We start from the raw sequence: 16,619 nt of genomic DNA, 5'->3' as shown, positions 1-16,619 counted from the left end.
GGAGCTATCATGTTGACCCAATTTTTAAAGGAGACTGTGACTCGATGAATCCGATTAGCCAGGTAACCTACAAATTTTTACTAAGAGTGTTGACACACGGAGCCCGACGCTGACTATAAGAGTGACTGCAGCACTGCCTATAGCGGGACAGTCGGATCACTACCGTGTGACACTCGAAGACTGGATAATCCATGATGAATGCAGTACTGGGGTAGACCAGTGAAGTGCCATCTATGAGATTTCACACTCTCTACGAGTCTTTAAAAACTACCTGCCCTTGCTTACGTGTGAATGAGCAAGGGTTTGTTTTTTGCCCTACTCTTCCACCTCATACTCTAGAACGCCGACAAAACCTCCCGTTGCTCCGATTCCGATAGGGGTCAGCGTATACTTGAAAACTTCAATGTCGTTTTCGTCTATAAAATCATTCACATCACGATCAAGCTCTGCTGGCAACTCTCTCGTAAAATGCTTAACTCTGTATTTGCTCATCTCTACTCTCCAATCAATTCATCCAAGCTAACGATTTTGGTTAGCTTTTTCACGCTCCGGCAATAATCGCACCGCTCGCACTTTTTGGGTTCTTTCTTGCCTTGTATTACATCCCAAATTTCAGTTGCTGCTTCTAACAGTCTTGAAAGGCCATCTTCAAGAAAGTGCTCAGGTATCACCAAAACTTCTTTGTCCGGCACATTTTCCTTGCTGACGGCAACGATAAACTGTCTGTAGTCGTCGCCTGTTCTCTGTTTCAATAGTTCACGATAGAGCGCTAACTGCCCAGCATATCCAAAATTCAAGATGTTGTTAGCTGCTGCTTTGATTCGTGTTCTCATCTCTGAATTCCATTCATCAGCATAGATAGACTTCATTGTCTTTAGGTCCACGAAATAGCCTCGAGTTAGATTTACACTGTCCAGTTTACCCTTGAAAGGGATTCCTTCCAGTTCACCGAATACAATCATCTCTTTTTCTACCCGGTCTCCTCTTTGACCATGGTAAAGTTGATTAAAGCGCTCATCGGTTTCCAGAACTTGGATCATCTTGTCGCCAACCAGAAAATCTTTCTTGAGTTGACCTTTTGTTTTACCTGTTTTAGCAATCATTTTGTCGCCGTTTTCTTCAAGGAATTGCTGGTGCGCCTTCTCACTTTCGAAATAGCTATGAACGTAGTTGCCAACCAGAAGAGCGGTTTCGTCCCGCTCCTCCACCCAATCGCCATCCTCGATGGCCTTAGCTTTAGCTTGGCACTCCATGTATTTTTTGATCCGTGAATTTGTTAGATAGCTTTTATCCTGATAATAATTTTCCTGTGTCAGCATGATCTACACCTCTTTGGGATTTGTGGTCATTCCTTCGAAAAGCGATTCTTGTTCAAAAATCTCTCCAGTTTCTTGGACAACAACTTCACTCTTCTTCTGACGTGTTGTTTTAGGCGGTTTTTCTTGCGTCTGTGGCGCTTCATTTGCTTCTTCGGTAGATTGTTCCATTTCTACCTTATTGTCCTTCTGTGGCAATTCTGACCCTCCGAAAAGGTCATCTAAAGTTTCAGGTTGAACTGGAGTAATGTCTTTTGGTGTTTCAATGGTTTCATTTTCATTGTCGCTAGTGATAGCTTCTTGCATTTCGACTGATAGAGGGCCGTACTTACTGATGATTTGTTTCAAAAGAGTTTTTTGAGCCATTGCGTCAAAGTCTGTTTTCCAAGGCCCTGAATTATACGACTTAGAAAATCGTTTCCCGTGAGCTTCTGCTTGCTCTTTTGTCCAAAAAGTCAATTTCTCAAATCCATTCAAGAGTTTGAAAGCCGCGAAGTATCCAACCACTTCATCAGCCGGTTGAGTGAAATCAACCTCCAACTCTTCAAATAGTGGATTGTAAGAAATCAATTGACTCTTGTAGACGATGCCTGAGTTAATGCTCTTGTACTTACCGCTTCGCTGCGCTAGTTGGATCAAACCTTTGTAACCAAGTTGAAACTGAGCTTGGTTTTTGTAAGGGACTACATATGCATATCCAAGACTTGGTTCAATCGGCAAATCCAAAACCGCTGCTTTCATAGCTGCTTTGTAAACTGTTTCTGGGTTGGCATTTGCTAGACTTCTGTTGTCGCCGATAAGAGATAGCAAACTAGTAATAAAACCTGTTTCTTTCCCTTTCAAAACTTCGGCAAATCTTTCTTTCACCGCTGGCGAATTGAAAAAGTCTTTATGGGTTACTCGTTGTAATTGTGTCATTTTGTAAAACTCCTGATTTTAAATTTTCTATGCTTGTTCATCTTTCCAACTGTCATACTTCTCATCTTCGAGCGGATCGATGTCGTCTCTATTCAACCACTCACGATGCCTGTAATATTCGTCTCTATCTTCGAAATACATATCAGACCTCTTCTGCGTGATTGATAAGCCCGCGATAAACGTGTTGCAGTTTCAAGTGGTATTTTTCCTCGTCTTGGTCCTTCAAAGCCAGCAAGCGATTAATTTGTTCTGAAGTGCCGTGAGCATCAACATACTCCTCCCAAAAGCTGGTTAGGCTCTGGTTTTCTTTGTAGTCATCTTCAATGAACTTCACGTAAGCCTCGTGGTCTCGATTTTGAAGAGCGTCAAGGTTGCGTAAAATGTGCATCGAAAGAGTTGCCCGAACCGATCTCTCCTTATCTTCGAAACTTACGCTTTCGCTTAAGCGTCCAGTTTTCATTTTCTAGCCTCCTGATTTCTTTTCTTAGCTTTTCGTTTGTCTCAACTTCCCTGATGTAGTCCTCCAGCAAGTTCATATAGCGGACCGTCATTTCAGATTCATGGTCGGTATGGCAACTGGATAACATTTCCATAGACCTGTACTTCATCTTCCGCATCCAGCATAGTGTATCTGCGCTTGTAGCTTTCCCGCTCACGTTGCTTCTGGAACGCTTCTTGCGCTTGTTTTTGTTCATGTTCTCGTTTTACCTGCTGGCGAACCCTTGCCTCAATTCGTGCTTCTTGAACCTGTTTTTTCTTGAAACGGCGTGTCCGCTCATGTCGAATCATGAGATGGATGGCGCAAGCTGATCCAGTTCCAAGTGCGACGATTTCAGTTAGTGTCAAAAGTGTGTCTAGCATTAGTCAAGCCCTCCTAGTTTTGAAGCCATAAATTTCGCAAATGCTTTTCCAAACGCTTGATTAAGTTCATCTTCGGTTTCTTTCGTGGTTTCAGGTTCTTCGCCATCGATGGTTCTAACTTCGTATTCAGCTTCAATTTTCACCAATTGCCCGCCGAACATTTTAGCCATGTGTTCGTACTTTTCTTTTTCTTCTTCGTAGTATTCAACAGGTATGGTAAGTGCTAAACTAACATCTTCAACAAGACCTGCTGAAAAAGCCAAAACGGACTCGTTGTTGCTATACCCTCCAATGAAGTATCCGCGCTTGTCCATGATTGTGATAAGTTCTTTTTTGATTTTCATTGTGTTTTCTCCTGTTTCTTAAAAAGTGATAATTGCATTTCCATGAAATTGCTTACGTCTTTCAAGATAGCCATAAGCCACCTCATAACCTGCTTCAACCAAGCGCTCCTTGTAAGTGTCGTCTACTAGGTCGCCTGTTGTTTTCTCAAAATGCTTAATCATTGCGATTGTCAGCATTTCCTCTGTAATTTCCATCTGTAACTCCTAAAAATAAATCGTGCGCTTATTGCTTGCTTCATTAAATTCCAGTTGATTATCTGAACCTTTTGGAATCCCTTTTTTGATTCGAGTAATAATCGCTGGATCGTTGTCATAGTGAGCTGTCAATTCACGATCTGTAAGATTTGTCGTGATAATCGTATTTGATCTTGCGTTCAAGATTGAATAAATCATCAGGCGACCTACATTGCTTTTGTACTCTTTCCCGAGATCGTCAAGAACTAGATAATCTGCTGAACTTAATTGATCGATGTAAAAGTTTTTCTTCTCAAAGTTATTGTCCATCGCCTTATCCATCAAAGTTGGAACGTTCACAAATAAAGCTTTTTTGCCATTGGTTTTACTCAGTGCTTTCACCATCGCAAAGGCTAGATGACTCTTGCCTGTTCCAGCTCGACCTCTTAGAACAATGTTGTTTCTAGCCCCTTTGTACCATTCCCGTGTTTTTGTCTTCGCCCACTCCAGGGCTTTTTTGTCAAAATCATTTGTCGTTTCAAAGTTTTCAAAAGTTGCCTTATCAAGAGTCTCGTCATACATACTTAACTCCTTGATGAAGTAGAGCCGCCGCTGTTCGTCTAACTCCTTCGCTTTCTTGTCCACTTCTTCCTGGTTCTCAGCGTGAATTTTCTCGCTCTCGCATTTTGGGCAAACAGGTTCAGGCAATCTCGGGGATTGAATAAATGCCACGTTGTGCTTTTCACATTTCTCTTTTGCTGGTCGAAAAGCTATCGGCAAACTCCCGAATTTTATCTCTTGCATAGGCCCTCCCTAAAGTCCTAACCAATCTGGAATTTCTGGCAATTGGTCCTCTCTACGCTTTCTCTTGTGTTCGTAAAGATCATCCTCGTTTGCAATTCCTTTCGCTCTCCAATTTCTAAGAACCGTTGAGACATAATTCCAAGAGCTAGCATTATTGTTTCTAGCCTCCTCAATAGCTAGTTTGACTAAATTAAACTCTTGCTCGTTCCCATTAATCGCTTCCCTTACATCGTTCCTAAGCACTTGAAGCTCGTTAGAACTGAAATGCATTTTTTGCAATGCACCCAGCGCTAGGTTATGTAAGGTTTGAAAGTCCCTATCTACGTTATTAGACTGTCTAGGAGCGAGCACTGTTGTCTGATTATAGTCAGTCTGATTATAATTAGTCTGATTAGTGCCCGATTTTGGGACATCATTACGCCCTGTTTCGGGACTCCATTGCGCCCCGTTTTGGTACACTACAGGGGTTGTTATGCCCGATTTTGGGACATCATTACGCCCTGTTTCGGGACTCCAATTTTCGGCTTTGACCAACGCATGAAGGCCGACGTTGCCGGATTCAATTTTCAGTTTTTGAGGATAATATAATGTCGTTCGTGACCCTCGGCCTTTCTCCTCTAAAAGACCGTGATCAATAAGTTCTTTTTTGATTTTGGGAACTTTATTCTTCCCGACCCGCAACAAATCCACAATCTCATCACGAGTCATCACCGTATAGAATTCCCCGTTTTCGTCCTTGAACTTGTCTCCGTTTTTCTTCGAGGACTCCAGTCTATCCATGAGCAAACTATACAGGACAACTGCATTCAAGCTCAGGTTGCTATACCTCTCCTCTTTAAGAAGCTGGACGGGAATTTTGATGAATTGCTCTGTCATCTCCTCCCTCCTCGCTATCGCTCCAATTTTTTTTAAAATCAATGTTGCGTTGAATGGCTGCGATTTTGATTGTCTCTAGCATGGTTAACTCCTTTTATTGTTCGTTTTTTCAAGAAAATTGTTTACACTTTCCAAGTCGTATAGAATTTTTCCTTTTTCTGAATTACGCTTGTAATTGAATCTTTCTTGGTCTCTCCATGTTTCAAGCGTTGAGCGCCCCCAACCTGTAATTTCCTGTAATTCTTTCATGGAAACCCATTGAGTTACTTTCTCAGGTTTTTCTTTCGTCGTAAGAAAAGTGAGAATTTGTTCATTTTGTTGAACTAGATACTCCACTTTCTCAAGAAATGATTTTTCGACTAATACCATTTCCATGATGTTTTATCTCCTCTCCGTTTGTGGTATAATTAACATGAATATTTTTGTGTGGGCGCCAATTGCAGTTGGCGTCTTTTTGCATTTCTTAGCGAAATATATCCAGACTGACATCAAGAGCATCAGCAATCCGGACCATGTACCCCCAACTAAAGGACTTCTGATATCCCCGTTTTAAGGCATAAATCTGAGTTCTTGGGATTCCTGTGATTTTCGCCAACCTATATATAGACATCTCTCGCTCATTAAGCACTTTTTCAATTGAATTCCACAAGTTTTTATCTACATCTTGTGTTGTTTGTACCTCTGTGTTCAATATAGTGTGTTTTTCCTTTCTAGGTGATATAATAAATATGACTAATGAACTCCAATCCAACTTTAGCTACCTAACGATTGATTTCATAGTCGAATCCAAATAGGAAGGAGAAAAAAACTATGGCTAAAAACGGTGTTTCGTTTAATTTTAAATCAAAAGATTTTGAAAAATTTCTGAAAAAACAAACTCAATCTTTTATTGAGGAACAGTCCATCGAGATTGCCTGCCCTAACTGCGATAACAAAATCGCAATTACATCAGGCAAGAATCCTTGTCCTACTTGTGGCCAAGTTATTGATTTCGATACGACGTTGAAATTTTAATTTCAAAATCATTCAGCTGCCGAATTAGTTCTTCTAGTTCGGTAGCTTTTTTTGTTATTTGGCTATTCAATTTTCGGAACTCTTCAATATTTTGAACTTCAAGTCCAATTGATATTTCTCTCTCCATCGTTAACTCCTATTTTTGATTATTTCCCCGACTTTTTTTGAGTCTATGGTAATTGCAACAGGCTCTTTGTTCAGTTCAGTAGATAATAGACCAGCGTTATCTAGGAAGTCGCCTAAAGCCAAGTACCCTTTTGCAAGCTCGCACCTTGCAAGGGGGTCTTTTTCGTTTTTGTATGCTTCTTCAATGTCTTTAAACATTTTTTGAATGTTTGACATAAAAATCAAAGTTTGGTTTTCCATCATTGCGTGCCTCCTTTTTAATTTACTCCTCTCTGCTATAATGAAACTATCATTACGGAAATGAGGTCAGTTAATATGCACGATTTAATAATCAAGCAAATACTAGATGAGTACGAAATTGAGAATTCTGAACAACTCTCCCAAGCACTCGCCAAAGTCTTCAAAGAGTTAGCACGGAATCGCAGTTTCGCAAATGAAATGTCCAAGTCTATCAAAGAAAACGATAAACTCATGGACCGCATGCACGGTATTACTCGCTAATACCTAACACCTTTAGAGCGTTAGCTTTCAATTGTTCGTAATCACTATCATCAAGCGTTACATCTTTTGTCAGCTCGCTCTTTTTCTTGTTTAGGAAATCTATTCGCAAATATTCCAACATTGCCCATTCCTCATCTGTGAATCGTTTCCTGAGCGATAAATAAGTCTCAATGGCTTCCTGTTTGGTCATTGTGTGCGTCTCCTTTGTTTGAAATCTATGTTTAACTTGTTAAACTTTTTGGGTAAAAAAATAATCAACACCAACTTCCAAAGCTTTTGCGAGTTTTTGAAGCGTGCTCAACTTGATTGTGGTAGAGTTGCCGTTCTCTATTAGAGAAATTGTGGTACGTGATACACCTGATTTTTCAGCTAATTCCTCTTGCGAGAGTTGTCGTTCTTCTCGAAGAGTTTTTAGTGCTACTTGAGTCATACACCTTGTCTCCCTTCCTAAAATTTTTATGCGCCCTACTGGGCAATAGCCAGCTGTGGAATCGAACCACGGAAAAGACCAGGACTGGCTTCACGGTTTGGTATAATTAAAGAAAAATGATTGGAGAATGAGATATGAGAAAATACGATGTTCCGAATACAAACTGGAGTATGTTTTACGAAACTACAAATGCCTTACCCAAACCTCTTGAAGATGCCGTATATTCGGCTATTTTTGGTTATCTATTTGAGGTATCACAAAATATCCTACCTAATCTCGTCAATGAAAACTTGGCGATTGTTTTTGCACCATTCATCGAATGTCCTATCTCTTTTCCCGATAAAAATTTGCTTTTCATTCATAAACAAGAGCTCGATGATACTTCACAGACAATCTTTCAACTAGGCCATGAACTACTACATACCTATTATAAGTCAGACCTTACGACTCCTATGTTTTGGTTTGAAGAAGTGTTATGCGAAGTTTCTTCTCACCTTTTTCTAAGGACTTTCGCCAACCGTTGGTCTAAGTCATCCAACCTGTTAATTCAAGGATTTACAGAATTCACATTAGAATACAGTGACGCACGTCTACATGAGGGCAAACCTGTAAATCTTAAATCATTGCCTCTGAATTATCTACAAGCTAATCCGACGGGAGACCGTGACACGAATACTTATATCGCTTCAATCATCTTACCTATTTTTGAGAACAATCCATATTTTCTAGCAGAATGTCGCAGGTTATCTACAATCTACACAGAAACTGATTTAAGGGATTTTTTTGATAAGAGTTATGGACTTATATCCTCTGCCTATCATTCAGAACTAAGAGAATTAGAATCACTTTTTATCTAATACCTTCGATTCCCTTAGATACAGACTTGATTTCCGCTCTTTCAAGACTCGTATCAACTATACCTCGACCATCCGAAAGAGCTGCTCTAATCAAAGACATTACTTCCTTTTTGTCTGTTTCTGTGAAGTTCGGAAACAACTGCTCTTCCAGCTTATCCACCTTCTCAGCAATATATGTTACAGTCCTTAGAATTTCGTTAAGGGCTGTTTTTTCTAGTTCGTTCATATTGACCTCCTTTTTTGTAGTTTATAGATTTGGTATAATTAAAGAAAATGACTGGAGAACAAACGATGAATATTGTAGAAAGATTAAAAGATTTATTTTCTAATTTTCTTGCAAAACTTATTCTCCTGTTCCTTTTTATTACCGGAACCTATGCCGTATTCAGTTGCGTTACCCCACACAGCGGTTCTCCAATTAACGTACTAATGGAAATCCCTTTTCAAAGAACCGCTTTTATTTTTTCCTGTGGCGGTATTCTGTCATGTATGCTTCTACTATTAGTTCACGAAGTATTTAAATTTATTAAAATAGAATCCAAAGGAGATGTGCGTTTTAGCACCATAGTTGCCATTAGCTTCTTCATATTCATCACACTTAGAAATCTATTAATACTACTCTCTGTAGAACAAATAGATTTAGTCTTGATGATTTTCGGAATGCCTTTCTTCGTCTCTCTTCCAAGACTCTATAAGTTTATCCTTGGAATCAACAAACCATAGATAACTCCAACATAGTCCGGCGATAAATCCGCTCACCATTCCAAGCAAGAATGAAAACTCGTCTGCGTTAAACTTCACGAATCCCTCCTTAAAAGAACAAATTCCAAATCACGATTGCCCAGACAACACCGAGCGCAATCCACCCGCCAACTTTACCATCTTTATTTTTATTCATTTGTGTTCACAAAAGCGATATGCTACACTATTAGTAGGTCTGGGGGCTTACGCCCCTCGGCCTACTTCATGTTCGAACTCTTATTTGTATAAGAGTTGAAGTATCACGGCGATTAACCCGATAATCGCTGCAATCACTGTGGCTCTTGGTTGTGTTAACCAAGGGTCTTTTTTGTGCCTGTGCATATCGCTTTCTCCTTTCTTTTTGCTAGGTCATTCCCTGACCTTGATTATAGTTTAACACGTTAAACAAACAATGTCAAGCGGATTAAACAAAAAATGTGGATTTTTTTATTTTTTCATTGTATAATGTATTAAACAATAAAACTTCAAAGGGGAACAGGATGCATTTAGGGGAAATTATAAAAGAATACCGTATTGGACATAAACTATCGATGGATGCTTTTGCAAAAAAATCCGGACTTACAAAAGGGTACATTTCCATGTTGGAAAAGAATGAACACCCTAAATCTAAAAAACCTATTGTTCCTACAGAAGAAACTATCTCAAAGGTTGCAAGAGGAATGGGTGTCGATGTTGGATACATATTAAATAAGTTAAATCCTAATCAAGAAATCCAAATTAACATTTCTCCCGCTGCACTCTCATCTGTTTCACAGGATTCCACTCCTCCCCTTCCCGATTCAGTCAGTAAACTCAATCAAGAACTTAATCAGAAAAATCACATTAAATGGGTTGATTATGGAAATGATCTATTGGATAAACAAAGTGATGTCTCTGAAGAATCAACAGAATACAATTCAGACAAAATCACCAAACTTCATAAACCAGAAGAGGAATATGAATACCTCGTTGTCCACGGTTTGGAATCTGCTGGTGATGGTATCTGGCAAGAAGATGATGCGGATATTGAAGTCAGAATTCCTAAAGATAAAATCCCTGAACAGTTTGACGATCTAGCTATGGTTATTGGTGACTCTATGCGACCGAGGCTACACAATGGAGATATTCTTTTTATCACCTTTACCAAACAAATCGAAAATGGAGAAATTGGGGTTTTCCGAACTAGTAAAGGGAATTTTGTAAAAAGGTTGCAAACAGATAGGCTTGAAAGCTTAAATCCCGACTACGACGATGTTTACTTTACTGAAGATGAGTTCGCTGAAGTTGTCGGTGTAGTGGTTGATGTTTATAGAAAATAAAAGGGGATAGCATGACAGAAGACACAAATTCTCTAAATAATGAACTAAGTTTCTCAAGTTTGGACGATTTCGACAACAAGGAGCTACTAAGGATATCTACTTCAAAAATGGCTACCTTAGTTGATGATTACCCAAATCATTTCAAAACTAGAACTTTGGGGAGATACATGAACAATTATACTACTCGAATGGAACGAGATATAACTGGTCGGCGGCGTAGAAATCGTGTTTTCCCTTATGGGACTTTAGTATTTGTTGATTTTGGCATAAACTTCGGATCAGAGTTTTCTGCTCCACACTATGCTATAACGCTAACAAAAAATGATACTAAAATGAATAACACAATTACAGTCATTCCCCTTACTTCTAAAGAAGGGCGCAGCAACTTCCAACTTGATGAGAGCGTTTCTAAATCATTAGCATTAAAGACGGCTGAATTAGGTCTCACCTTCAGTGAAGAGGTTCAACAGGTTCTAATAGATAAACTAGGAGAATTGATTTTAACCAGTGCTCTCACAAAATCAGAACTGACCAAAGAACTTACCGAAAAAGTTCAAGAACAACTAAAAAATAATCAGCTCGTAATGGAGCAATCTAAGGAACGATTAGCCAAATATATGTCTGACTTAGAGAAAACAACCTATGCCAAAATAGATAGTATAACAACTATTGATAAAGGTAAAATCTTCAAAAGACATAACGCTTTAGACCCTTTGGGAGTAGTGACTATTGACGATGAACAACTCAAAAAAATCAACAAGAAAATCATCGAATATCTATACCTTGACAATATTGATGAAGAATGATAGAATTTAGTTACTTACCTAGACATTGTCTAGTGCAAATTCCAAGTGACACAAGCTGTCGCAGAGAACCGAGTAACTAATCTAGTTGCTCGGTTTTTTTGTTTTACAGAATAAAAATACACGTTTCCAAACTATTTCAGTTTAGAATACCAATGTGCAACGCCTGATCCACGTAAAAAGCCGGCTAGAAAGTTTCATTATGAAAAAGATCACTTTATTCGGAGTCGCACTTCTTGCAAGTTTTGCGCTTGTCGCTTGTTCGCAAAGTAACTCAACGTCTTCTGATGGTTCATCAGATAAAACTGAGCAAACTTCTTCTAGCCAGACAGAAACGACCAATGTTGACAAAAATGCTGTAAACAATGTTTTGGAGATGATGAAGGATGTTCCGTTTTCTGAAAAAGCTTTAATGGACTACATCACAGACCCTAATGAATTAGGGTTGTCAGAAAGCGATGCTAAAGCAGTTATTAAAGATGCCAATATCGACTTTAAGGAAAATGCCTATAAAATGGCAAAACAACTTAATGATTTTGGAATGACCGCTGACAAAATCAAAGAATCTCTTACCTCTGAAGGTGACGGCGGCGGATATACTGAATCTGAAGCTAAATATGCTATCGAGAAATTAGAAAAAGAATTGGCTGAGGAAAAATAAAATTCATTGAACAAAAAATCCCCACACTTCCACCGCCAAGTTTTAGTGTGAGGAGTAACAATCGTATAGTAAAACCCTGCTTCACGCCGGTGGTTTTACTGTACCCATTTTACCATAATTGAAAGGGTATTGATATGGTCCAAATTCAAAAGTATAAAAAAAAGAATGGCGATACTGCTTATAAATTCAGGGTTTACGTCGGCGTTGAAAATGGCAAGCAGAAATATGTCCGTAGAGAAGGTTTCTCTACAATTGGTAAAGCACGACAAGCACTACTCCAGTTGCAATTGGAATTGGAGGAAGAACAAACAAACGGCAAGAAAATAAATATCAGAGACTTATCTAAAATGTGGTTAGATGAATATTATCCAACAGTTCAAGAAAGTACGTATATAAAAACAAATGGGCTTATTAAAAACCACATTATACCAATCTTGGGTGAGACAATAGTTTCAGATATCACACCTATCCAAATGCAAGAGATCGTGAACGATTGGAATAAGAAACTCGTTTACGGAAGAAAATTGAAAGGTGTTATGAACAACATCTTCAAATATGCAATTAGATACGGATATATCCAACAAAATCCATTGGATGGTGTAATCAATACCAAAAGAAAACGAAGTGAGAAAACAGTTGATTTTTACGATAAAGAAGAACTTAAACAGTTTCTGCGAATAGTCAACGAAAAAGGAACCTTGGAGCAACTTGCGTTTTTTAGACTGTTAGCATTCACCGGCTTAAGAAAGCAGGAAGCCCTCGCTTTGGAGTGGTCGGATATTTCAGGAAACACTCTATCTGTCAACAAGGCTATTACCAGGGGTTTTGACGGTGAACAAATTGGATTACCTAAAAATGAAACAAGTAAAAGATTGGTCAGTTTAGATGATGAGACTATAAAAATTTTGAAGACTTACAAGAAAGAAAGTTCGAAGACTACTTTTTTATTTGAATCCCCCTCTGGAAAACCAAGACCAACCACTGTTGCTAGAAAATGGAATCTAAATCTATTAAAAGGCGAATCGCTACGTCCCATTACCATCCATCAATTTAGACACACTCATGCTAGTCTTTGTTTTGAAGCAGGCATGACTTTAAAACAAGTGCAGCACCGACTCGGGCATTCAGACCTAAAAACTACAATGAACATCTACACACATATCACCAAACAAGCACAAGACGATATCGGAAACAAGTTAGCTAGCTTTATTGATTTTTGATTTCACAGTCTGTTTTACAGTCTGACTTATTCAAAAACTTACAAGAAAGAAGTAAGAAGTTACAAGAAGAAAAAAATAAAAAACGCTGATTTCTCAACGTTTTCGATAAGTTTCAAGAAGTTATAGGAACTTACAAGAAGTATAAATGGAGCCGGTGGGAGTCGAACCCACGTCCAAACACCTGCCAACATATTTGTCTACAACCATAGGCTATGTTTTGATTTAACAGTTCCCCCACACATAGCTCAAGTGAAGCAACTGCGAGCCTATCAATCTCTTATGAAAGTACTAGGCTGACTTCCATCGTAGCTTGCTAATAATAAGACCGTAGTTCAACACAAGCAATCAAACCTTGGTCACGCCTGCTGGTTATTAAGCAGCTAGAGCGTAAGAAGTGTTATTTTTTGCAGTTATATTTAACTGGCATTTTTACATCTGCCGATGAGTCGCAAAATATGCCTCATAATGCCTGTCGAATCCGTAACGACCCCTAACATTACTTGATAAGTATATCACTCTTTTATCTGAAAAGCTAGAAAAAACTTTAATCTCATCCAGCATTTTTTTGAAAAAAAGCTTGCACCTGTTTGAAAATGTGGTATACTTATTAAGTCAGTGATTTGGAAGATTACTCAAGAGGCTTAAGAGGCCGTGTTGGAAACGCGGTAGGCGTGTAACAGCGTGCGTGGGTTCGAATCCCATGTCTTCCGTCAGTTTTAGAGGGAGTACCCTCTTTTTTTGTTTGTAAAAGAAGGCCCACAGTTTACCCGTGGGCCTTCTTTTACTGTTTCAAATTTTCCCAAAGAATAACCGTGTTTGCCTTTAACGATTTGGGTACATCAATAATTCGCTGATTTGAGGATCCTCTAAATTGGAGAGTCAAATCACGTTTACTGGCATCATAGCGACCATCCACTAAAATATCGATAGACTCCAAGAGTTCTAACTTGTCAGGTGTTTCAAGGGCTAGCTCTTCCCATGTATAGCCTGTCCAAGACCAGATATCCTTAGTCGGAAGTTCTTTTCGAATTCGTTTGACTAAAGGTAAAAGGATTCCTGTGTTGAGGAAGGGTTCCCCTCCTAAAAGGGTTAGTCCTTGAACATAGGATTGGGAAAGGTCCTGCATTATTTGTTCTTCCAATTCCTGGGTATAAGGAACTCCAGCGGAGAAAGACCAGGTTGCTACATTGTAGCAACCTGGACAATGAAAGAGACAGCCACTCACATAAAGGGAACAGCGAACACCTTCTCCATCTACAAAATTAAAAGCCTTGTAATCCATGATACGACCTTGACTAAGTTCCTCACTTTTCCACTCCTGAGGTATTGGATTGTTCATATGATTCCCCCTCTTACAGACTGGAGCTGTTCATATGCTTCACCCGGGCCGCTATTTCCTTGTGTCGTCCTCTGACCATTGGTCTAGCCTGGGGATTCCCTAAATATCCGCAGGTTCGCTTCACAACGTCTACCATTTTTGGATCGGTCATCCCACAGGCGGGACAACGGAAGCCCTTCTCAGTTGGCTCAAAATCCCCAGCAAAACCACAGGCATAACACCGGTCAATGGGGGTATTGGTTCCCAAATACCCAACACGATCATAGGCGTAATCCCAAACAGCTTCTAGTGCTTTAGGATTTTGTTGAAGAACGGGATATTCACAATAATGAATGAAACCACCTGTCGCCCCAGCTGCTGGATAATCTTTTTCAAACTCTAATTTTTCAAAGGGAGTTGGGTTCTTTCGCACATCGTAATGGAAACTATTGGTGTAGTATTCTTTATCGGTCACATTCTCAATGAGACCGAATTTTTCAGCATCCAAACGGCAAAAGCGATCGGTTAAGCTTTCAGATGGGGTTGAATAAACTGAAAAATGATAACCGTACTCGTCTGACCAGGTTTCGGTCAATGACTTCATCTTTCGAATAATGTCCAGTGTGAAGGTTTTGGCTTCCTCATTCCCCTCCCAGTTCCCACCATAAAAGACACTAGCTACTTCGTAGAGGCCAATATAGCCAAGAGAGACAGTAGCACGACGATTTCGAAAGACCTGATCTACCGAGTCTTCTGGTCTTAAGCGTTGACCGAAAGCACCATATTGATAAAGGATGGGAGCATTTGCCGGCTTCGCCTCTTTAACCCTCTCTATCCGATAAATGAGGGCATCTTTAACAAGTTCCATTCGCTCATCGAAGAGCTTCCAGAAGGCTTCCTTGTCTCCTCGGGACTCCAAAGCAATTCTCGGAAAATTGACAGTCACAACTCCCAAGTTCATCCGTCCAGCATTCACTTCTCTCCCCTGTTCATCTTTCCAACCTTGGAGAAAGGACCGACATCCCATAGGAACTTTGAAGGAACCGGTTAGGTCCACAATCTTATCGTAGGAGAGGATGTCGGGATACATACGCTTTGTAGCACATTCAAGAGCCAACCCTTTGATATCATAGTTGGGGCTTCCTGGCTCAAGATTCAAGCCTCTCTTTAAGGTAAAAATTAACTTCGGAAAAATAGCGGTGCGGCCCTCACGTCCCAAACCTTGTATGCGAATGTGCAAAATAGCTTTTTGAATTTCTCGCTCAAACCAAGATGTCCCCAAGCCAAATCCAAGCGAGGTAAAAGGAGTCTGGCCATTAGAAGTAAAGAGGGTATTGATCTCATATTCCAGGGACTGCATGGCATCGTAAATGTCCTTTTTCGTTTTTTTCAGGGCATAAGCCTCTGCCTTTCCTTCTTTGACCCATTTCTCGGCTTCTTTCAGATGCTTCTGATAATTCAGTTCCGCATAGGGGGCCAGAATTTGATCTATCCGATCAGCAGAACAGCCACCATATTGACTAGAAGAAACATTGGCAATGATTTGGGAAATTTGTGCCGTCGCCGTTTGAATCGATTTCGGACTCTCAACTTCTGCATTTCCGATTTTAAACCCTTGTGCCAACATTCCTTCAAAATCAATTAAACAACAATTGGTCATAGGTGTATAAGGGTTATAATCCAAGTCATGAAAATGGATGTCCCCTTTTTGGTGGGCATTTGCCACATGTGAGGGTAAGAGCTTGAGTCCAATTGCTTTTCCGACAATCCCCGCAGTCAAATCCCGTTGAGTATTAAAAACATCCGCATCTTTGTTGGCATTCTCATTCACCAAACGACTATCTTTTACTAAGAGTTTCTGAATCGCCTGATTGATATCTAGGGCTGCTAAACGCCCCTGCTCTTTTTTCTCAGCATAAGCTTGGTAAAGAGCAACAAGTTCTTCTTGTTTTTCTCTTAAGAGCAATTCTACTACCAATTGTCGTAGCTCTCCTACAGAAATAAAATCCAACTTCAACTGTGAAATCTGCTCTTCCAAAGCTTGCTGGACTTTCGTTAAACCCTTCTGTGATAGAGCGTCCTCTAAGTCATGATTACTCCGTTCGAGGCTTAGAGTTAACTTTTGAAAGTCAAAAGGAACCGATCGACCATCACGTTTTTTCACCATTAAGTTTTGCAATTTGTCTCCACGATTCTTCATCTAAAGATCCTCCTCGTAATATAAGTTTAGAGGGTTATTAAAACCCAGTTTGAACAATAATTGTATAAATACTTGACTATTGCAATGTTTCCCAGAACAATAGAGTTATGGAAAGGACTCATGGTTGTTTCTTATC

Annotated in this window: 26 protein-coding genes, 1 tRNA gene and 1 other RNA gene; 9 read left to right on the top strand and 19 right to left on the bottom strand. The window is 39.6% G+C overall.

The window, feature by feature from the left end; genetic code table 11:
• Positions 1-315 precede the first annotated feature (315 nt).
• The 12 genes from I2503_RS00135 to I2503_RS00085 all read right to left on the bottom strand — a co-directional run bounded on the left by I2503_RS00135 (position 316) and on the right by I2503_RS00085 (position 5,921).
• Positions 316-492 carry a hypothetical protein gene (locus I2503_RS00135; protein ID WP_196966582.1) on the bottom strand — a complete coding sequence of 59 codons (177 nt, stop codon included), beginning with the start codon at positions 490-492 and terminating at the stop codon, positions 316-318.
• Between the two features lie 2 nt (positions 493-494).
• Positions 495-1,319: a PD-(D/E)XK nuclease-like domain-containing protein gene (locus I2503_RS00130; protein WP_196966581.1), complete on the bottom strand. Its 825-nt coding sequence runs from the start codon at positions 1,317-1,319 to the stop codon at positions 495-497.
• 3 nt (positions 1,320-1,322) lie between these two features.
• A complete protein-coding gene (locus I2503_RS00125) occupies positions 1,323-2,234 on the bottom strand; it encodes a recombinase RecT (RefSeq protein ID WP_196966580.1) in 912 nt (303 codons plus the stop codon).
• A gap of 142 nt (positions 2,235-2,376) precedes the next feature.
• Positions 2,377-2,694, bottom strand: a complete 318-nt coding sequence (locus I2503_RS00120; RefSeq protein ID WP_196966579.1) for a hypothetical protein — start codon at positions 2,692-2,694, stop codon at positions 2,377-2,379.
• A 98-nt stretch (positions 2,695-2,792) separates the two neighbouring features.
• A complete protein-coding gene (locus I2503_RS00115; protein ID WP_196966578.1) occupies positions 2,793-3,095 on the bottom strand; it encodes a hypothetical protein in 303 nt (100 codons plus the stop codon).
• Positions 3,095-3,439: a hypothetical protein gene (locus I2503_RS00110; protein ID WP_196966577.1), complete on the bottom strand. Its 345-nt coding sequence runs from the start codon at positions 3,437-3,439 to the stop codon at positions 3,095-3,097. The genes I2503_RS00115 and I2503_RS00110 overlap by 1 nt, the downstream gene beginning before the upstream one ends.
• Positions 3,440-3,457: 18 nt before the next feature.
• Complete coding sequence (locus I2503_RS00105) at positions 3,458-3,634, bottom strand: hypothetical protein (protein WP_196966576.1); 177 nt, start codon at positions 3,632-3,634, stop codon at positions 3,458-3,460.
• A gap of 9 nt (positions 3,635-3,643) precedes the next feature.
• Complete coding sequence (locus tag I2503_RS00100; protein WP_196966574.1) at positions 3,644-4,417, bottom strand: ATP-binding protein; 774 nt, start codon at positions 4,415-4,417, stop codon at positions 3,644-3,646.
• 9 nt (positions 4,418-4,426) lie between these two features.
• Complete coding sequence (locus I2503_RS00095) at positions 4,427-5,293, bottom strand: replication initiator protein A (RefSeq protein WP_196966572.1); 867 nt, start codon at positions 5,291-5,293, stop codon at positions 4,427-4,429.
• On the bottom strand, positions 5,253-5,375 hold the full coding sequence (locus I2503_RS09725; RefSeq protein ID WP_282097711.1) for a hypothetical protein: 123 nt from the start codon (positions 5,373-5,375) through the stop codon (positions 5,253-5,255). The genes I2503_RS00095 and I2503_RS09725 overlap by 41 nt, the downstream gene beginning before the upstream one ends.
• A 2-nt stretch (positions 5,376-5,377) precedes the next feature.
• Positions 5,378-5,668, bottom strand: a complete 291-nt coding sequence (locus I2503_RS00090) for a hypothetical protein (RefSeq protein ID WP_196966570.1) — start codon at positions 5,666-5,668, stop codon at positions 5,378-5,380.
• A gap of 88 nt (positions 5,669-5,756) precedes the next feature.
• The gene (locus I2503_RS00085; protein WP_348769617.1) at positions 5,757-5,921 is read right to left on the bottom strand and encodes a helix-turn-helix transcriptional regulator; all 165 of its coding nucleotides are present in this window, start codon (positions 5,919-5,921) and stop codon (positions 5,757-5,759) included.
• A gap of 182 nt (positions 5,922-6,103) precedes the next feature.
• Here I2503_RS00085 and I2503_RS00080 point away from each other — a divergent pair, with 182 nt between their 5' ends.
• Complete coding sequence (locus I2503_RS00080; RefSeq protein ID WP_196966568.1) at positions 6,104-6,307, top strand: hypothetical protein; 204 nt, start codon at positions 6,104-6,106, stop codon at positions 6,305-6,307.
• Positions 6,308-6,436: 129 nt separating this feature from the next.
• Here I2503_RS00080 and I2503_RS00075 read toward each other — a convergent pair whose 3' ends face one another.
• Entirely contained in the window at positions 6,437-6,676 is a 240-nt protein-coding gene (locus tag I2503_RS00075) for a hypothetical protein (protein ID WP_196966673.1), read from the bottom strand.
• Between the two features lie 72 nt (positions 6,677-6,748).
• Between I2503_RS00075 and I2503_RS00070 the strand changes: the two genes are divergently transcribed.
• Entirely contained in the window at positions 6,749-6,934 is a 186-nt protein-coding gene (locus I2503_RS00070; protein WP_196966567.1) for a hypothetical protein, read from the top strand.
• Here the strand turns inward: I2503_RS00070 and I2503_RS00065 are convergent.
• Positions 6,924-7,124, bottom strand: coding sequence for a hypothetical protein (locus tag I2503_RS00065; RefSeq protein WP_196966565.1), 201 nt, complete (start codon positions 7,122-7,124; stop codon positions 6,924-6,926). The genes I2503_RS00070 and I2503_RS00065 overlap by 11 nt on opposite strands.
• A 39-nt stretch (positions 7,125-7,163) precedes the next feature.
• On the bottom strand, positions 7,164-7,364 hold the full coding sequence (locus I2503_RS00060; protein ID WP_196966564.1) for a helix-turn-helix transcriptional regulator: 201 nt from the start codon (positions 7,362-7,364) through the stop codon (positions 7,164-7,166).
• Between the two features lie 134 nt (positions 7,365-7,498).
• Here I2503_RS00060 and I2503_RS00055 point away from each other — a divergent pair, with 134 nt between their 5' ends.
• Positions 7,499-8,221, top strand: coding sequence for a hypothetical protein (locus I2503_RS00055; protein ID WP_196966562.1), 723 nt, complete (start codon positions 7,499-7,501; stop codon positions 8,219-8,221).
• Here the strand turns inward: I2503_RS00055 and I2503_RS00050 are convergent.
• Positions 8,214-8,447 carry a hypothetical protein gene (locus I2503_RS00050; protein ID WP_196966672.1) on the bottom strand — a complete coding sequence of 78 codons (234 nt, stop codon included), beginning with the start codon at positions 8,445-8,447 and terminating at the stop codon, positions 8,214-8,216. The genes I2503_RS00055 and I2503_RS00050 overlap by 8 nt on opposite strands.
• Positions 8,448-8,512: 65 nt before the next feature.
• Between I2503_RS00050 and I2503_RS00045 the strand changes: the two genes are divergently transcribed.
• The 5 genes from I2503_RS00045 (at position 8,513) to I2503_RS00025 (ending at position 12,965) form a co-directional block, all read left to right on the top strand.
• A complete protein-coding gene (locus tag I2503_RS00045; protein ID WP_196966560.1) occupies positions 8,513-8,944 on the top strand; it encodes a hypothetical protein in 432 nt (143 codons plus the stop codon).
• A 518-nt stretch (positions 8,945-9,462) separates the two neighbouring features.
• Positions 9,463-10,281 (top strand): XRE family transcriptional regulator, encoded by an 819-nt coding sequence (locus tag I2503_RS00040; RefSeq protein ID WP_196966558.1) that lies wholly within the window; start codon positions 9,463-9,465, stop codon positions 10,279-10,281.
• A gap of 11 nt (positions 10,282-10,292) precedes the next feature.
• Positions 10,293-11,087, top strand: a complete 795-nt coding sequence (locus tag I2503_RS00035; protein WP_196966556.1) for a type II toxin-antitoxin system PemK/MazF family toxin — start codon at positions 10,293-10,295, stop codon at positions 11,085-11,087.
• A gap of 199 nt (positions 11,088-11,286) precedes the next feature.
• Positions 11,287-11,745: an Ltp family lipoprotein gene (locus I2503_RS00030; protein ID WP_196966554.1), complete on the top strand. Its 459-nt coding sequence runs from the start codon at positions 11,287-11,289 to the stop codon at positions 11,743-11,745.
• Between the two features lie 134 nt (positions 11,746-11,879).
• Positions 11,880-12,965, top strand: coding sequence for a site-specific integrase (locus I2503_RS00025; protein WP_196966552.1), 1,086 nt, complete (start codon positions 11,880-11,882; stop codon positions 12,963-12,965).
• Positions 12,966-13,108: 143 nt separating this feature from the next.
• Here the strand turns inward: I2503_RS00025 and ssrA are convergent.
• Positions 13,109-13,456: a transfer-messenger RNA gene (gene ssrA / locus I2503_RS00020) on the bottom strand.
• Between the two features lie 131 nt (positions 13,457-13,587).
• Here ssrA and I2503_RS00015 point away from each other — a divergent pair.
• Positions 13,588-13,675, top strand: a tRNA-Ser gene (locus tag I2503_RS00015).
• Positions 13,676-13,746: 71 nt separating this feature from the next.
• Here the strand turns inward: I2503_RS00015 and nrdG are convergent.
• Together nrdG and nrdD are read right to left on the bottom strand one after the other, a co-directional pair.
• On the bottom strand, positions 13,747-14,304 hold the full coding sequence (gene nrdG / locus I2503_RS00010; protein WP_196966550.1) for an anaerobic ribonucleoside-triphosphate reductase activating protein: 558 nt from the start codon (positions 14,302-14,304) through the stop codon (positions 13,747-13,749).
• Between the two features lie 13 nt (positions 14,305-14,317).
• Positions 14,318-16,483, bottom strand: coding sequence for an anaerobic ribonucleoside-triphosphate reductase (gene nrdD / locus I2503_RS00005; protein WP_196966548.1), 2,166 nt, complete (start codon positions 16,481-16,483; stop codon positions 14,318-14,320).
• Positions 16,484-16,619 lie beyond the last annotated feature (136 nt).

It is taken from the genome of Streptococcus sp. NLN64, from assembly GCF_015831295.1.
GTDB lineage: Bacteria > Bacillota > Bacilli > Lactobacillales > Streptococcaceae > Streptococcus.
The sequence above is the reverse complement of the archived record's forward strand: the minus strand, read 5'-3'. Positions and strand labels throughout refer to the sequence as shown.

Bases quoted from the DNA above. Each gene is read 5' to 3' on its own strand.
- nrdG (WP_196966550.1), bottom strand. From the start codon at position 14,304: ATGAACAATCCAATACCTCAGGAGTGGAAAAGTGAGGAACTTAGTCAA.
- I2503_RS09725 (WP_282097711.1), bottom strand. From the start codon at position 5,375: ATGCTAGAGACAATCAAAATCGCAGCCATTCAACGCAACATTGATTTT.
- I2503_RS00125 (WP_196966580.1), bottom strand. From the start codon at position 2,234: ATGACACAATTACAACGAGTAACCCATAAAGACTTTTTCAATTCGCCA.
- I2503_RS00115 (WP_196966578.1), bottom strand. From the start codon at position 3,095: ATGCTAGACACACTTTTGACACTAACTGAAATCGTCGCACTTGGAACT.
- I2503_RS00095 (WP_196966572.1), bottom strand. From the start codon at position 5,293: ATGACAGAGCAATTCATCAAAATTCCCGTCCAGCTTCTTAAAGAGGAG.
- I2503_RS00065 (WP_196966565.1), bottom strand. From the start codon at position 7,124: ATGACCAAACAGGAAGCCATTGAGACTTATTTATCGCTCAGGAAACGA.
- I2503_RS00030 (WP_196966554.1), top strand. From the start codon at position 11,287: ATGAAAAAGATCACTTTATTCGGAGTCGCACTTCTTGCAAGTTTTGCG.
- I2503_RS00075 (WP_196966673.1), bottom strand. From the start codon at position 6,676: ATGATGGAAAACCAAACTTTGATTTTTATGTCAAACATTCAAAAAATG.
- I2503_RS00100 (WP_196966574.1), bottom strand. From the start codon at position 4,417: ATGCAAGAGATAAAATTCGGGAGTTTGCCGATAGCTTTTCGACCAGCA.
- I2503_RS00080 (WP_196966568.1), top strand. From the start codon at position 6,104: ATGGCTAAAAACGGTGTTTCGTTTAATTTTAAATCAAAAGATTTTGAA.
- I2503_RS00105 (WP_196966576.1), bottom strand. From the start codon at position 3,634: ATGGAAATTACAGAGGAAATGCTGACAATCGCAATGATTAAGCATTTT.
- I2503_RS00110 (WP_196966577.1), bottom strand. From the start codon at position 3,439: ATGAAAATCAAAAAAGAACTTATCACAATCATGGACAAGCGCGGATAC.
- I2503_RS00055 (WP_196966562.1), top strand. From the start codon at position 7,499: ATGAGAAAATACGATGTTCCGAATACAAACTGGAGTATGTTTTACGAA.
- I2503_RS00135 (WP_196966582.1), bottom strand. From the start codon at position 492: ATGAGCAAATACAGAGTTAAGCATTTTACGAGAGAGTTGCCAGCAGAG.
- I2503_RS00070 (WP_196966567.1), top strand. From the start codon at position 6,749: ATGCACGATTTAATAATCAAGCAAATACTAGATGAGTACGAAATTGAG.
- I2503_RS00060 (WP_196966564.1), bottom strand. From the start codon at position 7,364: ATGACTCAAGTAGCACTAAAAACTCTTCGAGAAGAACGACAACTCTCG.
- nrdD (WP_196966548.1), bottom strand. From the start codon at position 16,483: ATGAAGAATCGTGGAGACAAATTGCAAAACTTAATGGTGAAAAAACGT.
- I2503_RS00120 (WP_196966579.1), bottom strand. From the start codon at position 2,694: ATGAAAACTGGACGCTTAAGCGAAAGCGTAAGTTTCGAAGATAAGGAG.
- I2503_RS00130 (WP_196966581.1), bottom strand. From the start codon at position 1,319: ATGCTGACACAGGAAAATTATTATCAGGATAAAAGCTATCTAACAAAT.
- I2503_RS00035 (WP_196966556.1), top strand. From the start codon at position 10,293: ATGACAGAAGACACAAATTCTCTAAATAATGAACTAAGTTTCTCAAGT.
- I2503_RS00045 (WP_196966560.1), top strand. From the start codon at position 8,513: ATGAATATTGTAGAAAGATTAAAAGATTTATTTTCTAATTTTCTTGCA.
- I2503_RS00050 (WP_196966672.1), bottom strand. From the start codon at position 8,447: ATGAACGAACTAGAAAAAACAGCCCTTAACGAAATTCTAAGGACTGTA.
- I2503_RS00040 (WP_196966558.1), top strand. From the start codon at position 9,463: ATGCATTTAGGGGAAATTATAAAAGAATACCGTATTGGACATAAACTA.
- I2503_RS00090 (WP_196966570.1), bottom strand. From the start codon at position 5,668: ATGGAAATGGTATTAGTCGAAAAATCATTTCTTGAGAAAGTGGAGTAT.
- I2503_RS00025 (WP_196966552.1), top strand. From the start codon at position 11,880: ATGGTCCAAATTCAAAAGTATAAAAAAAAGAATGGCGATACTGCTTAT.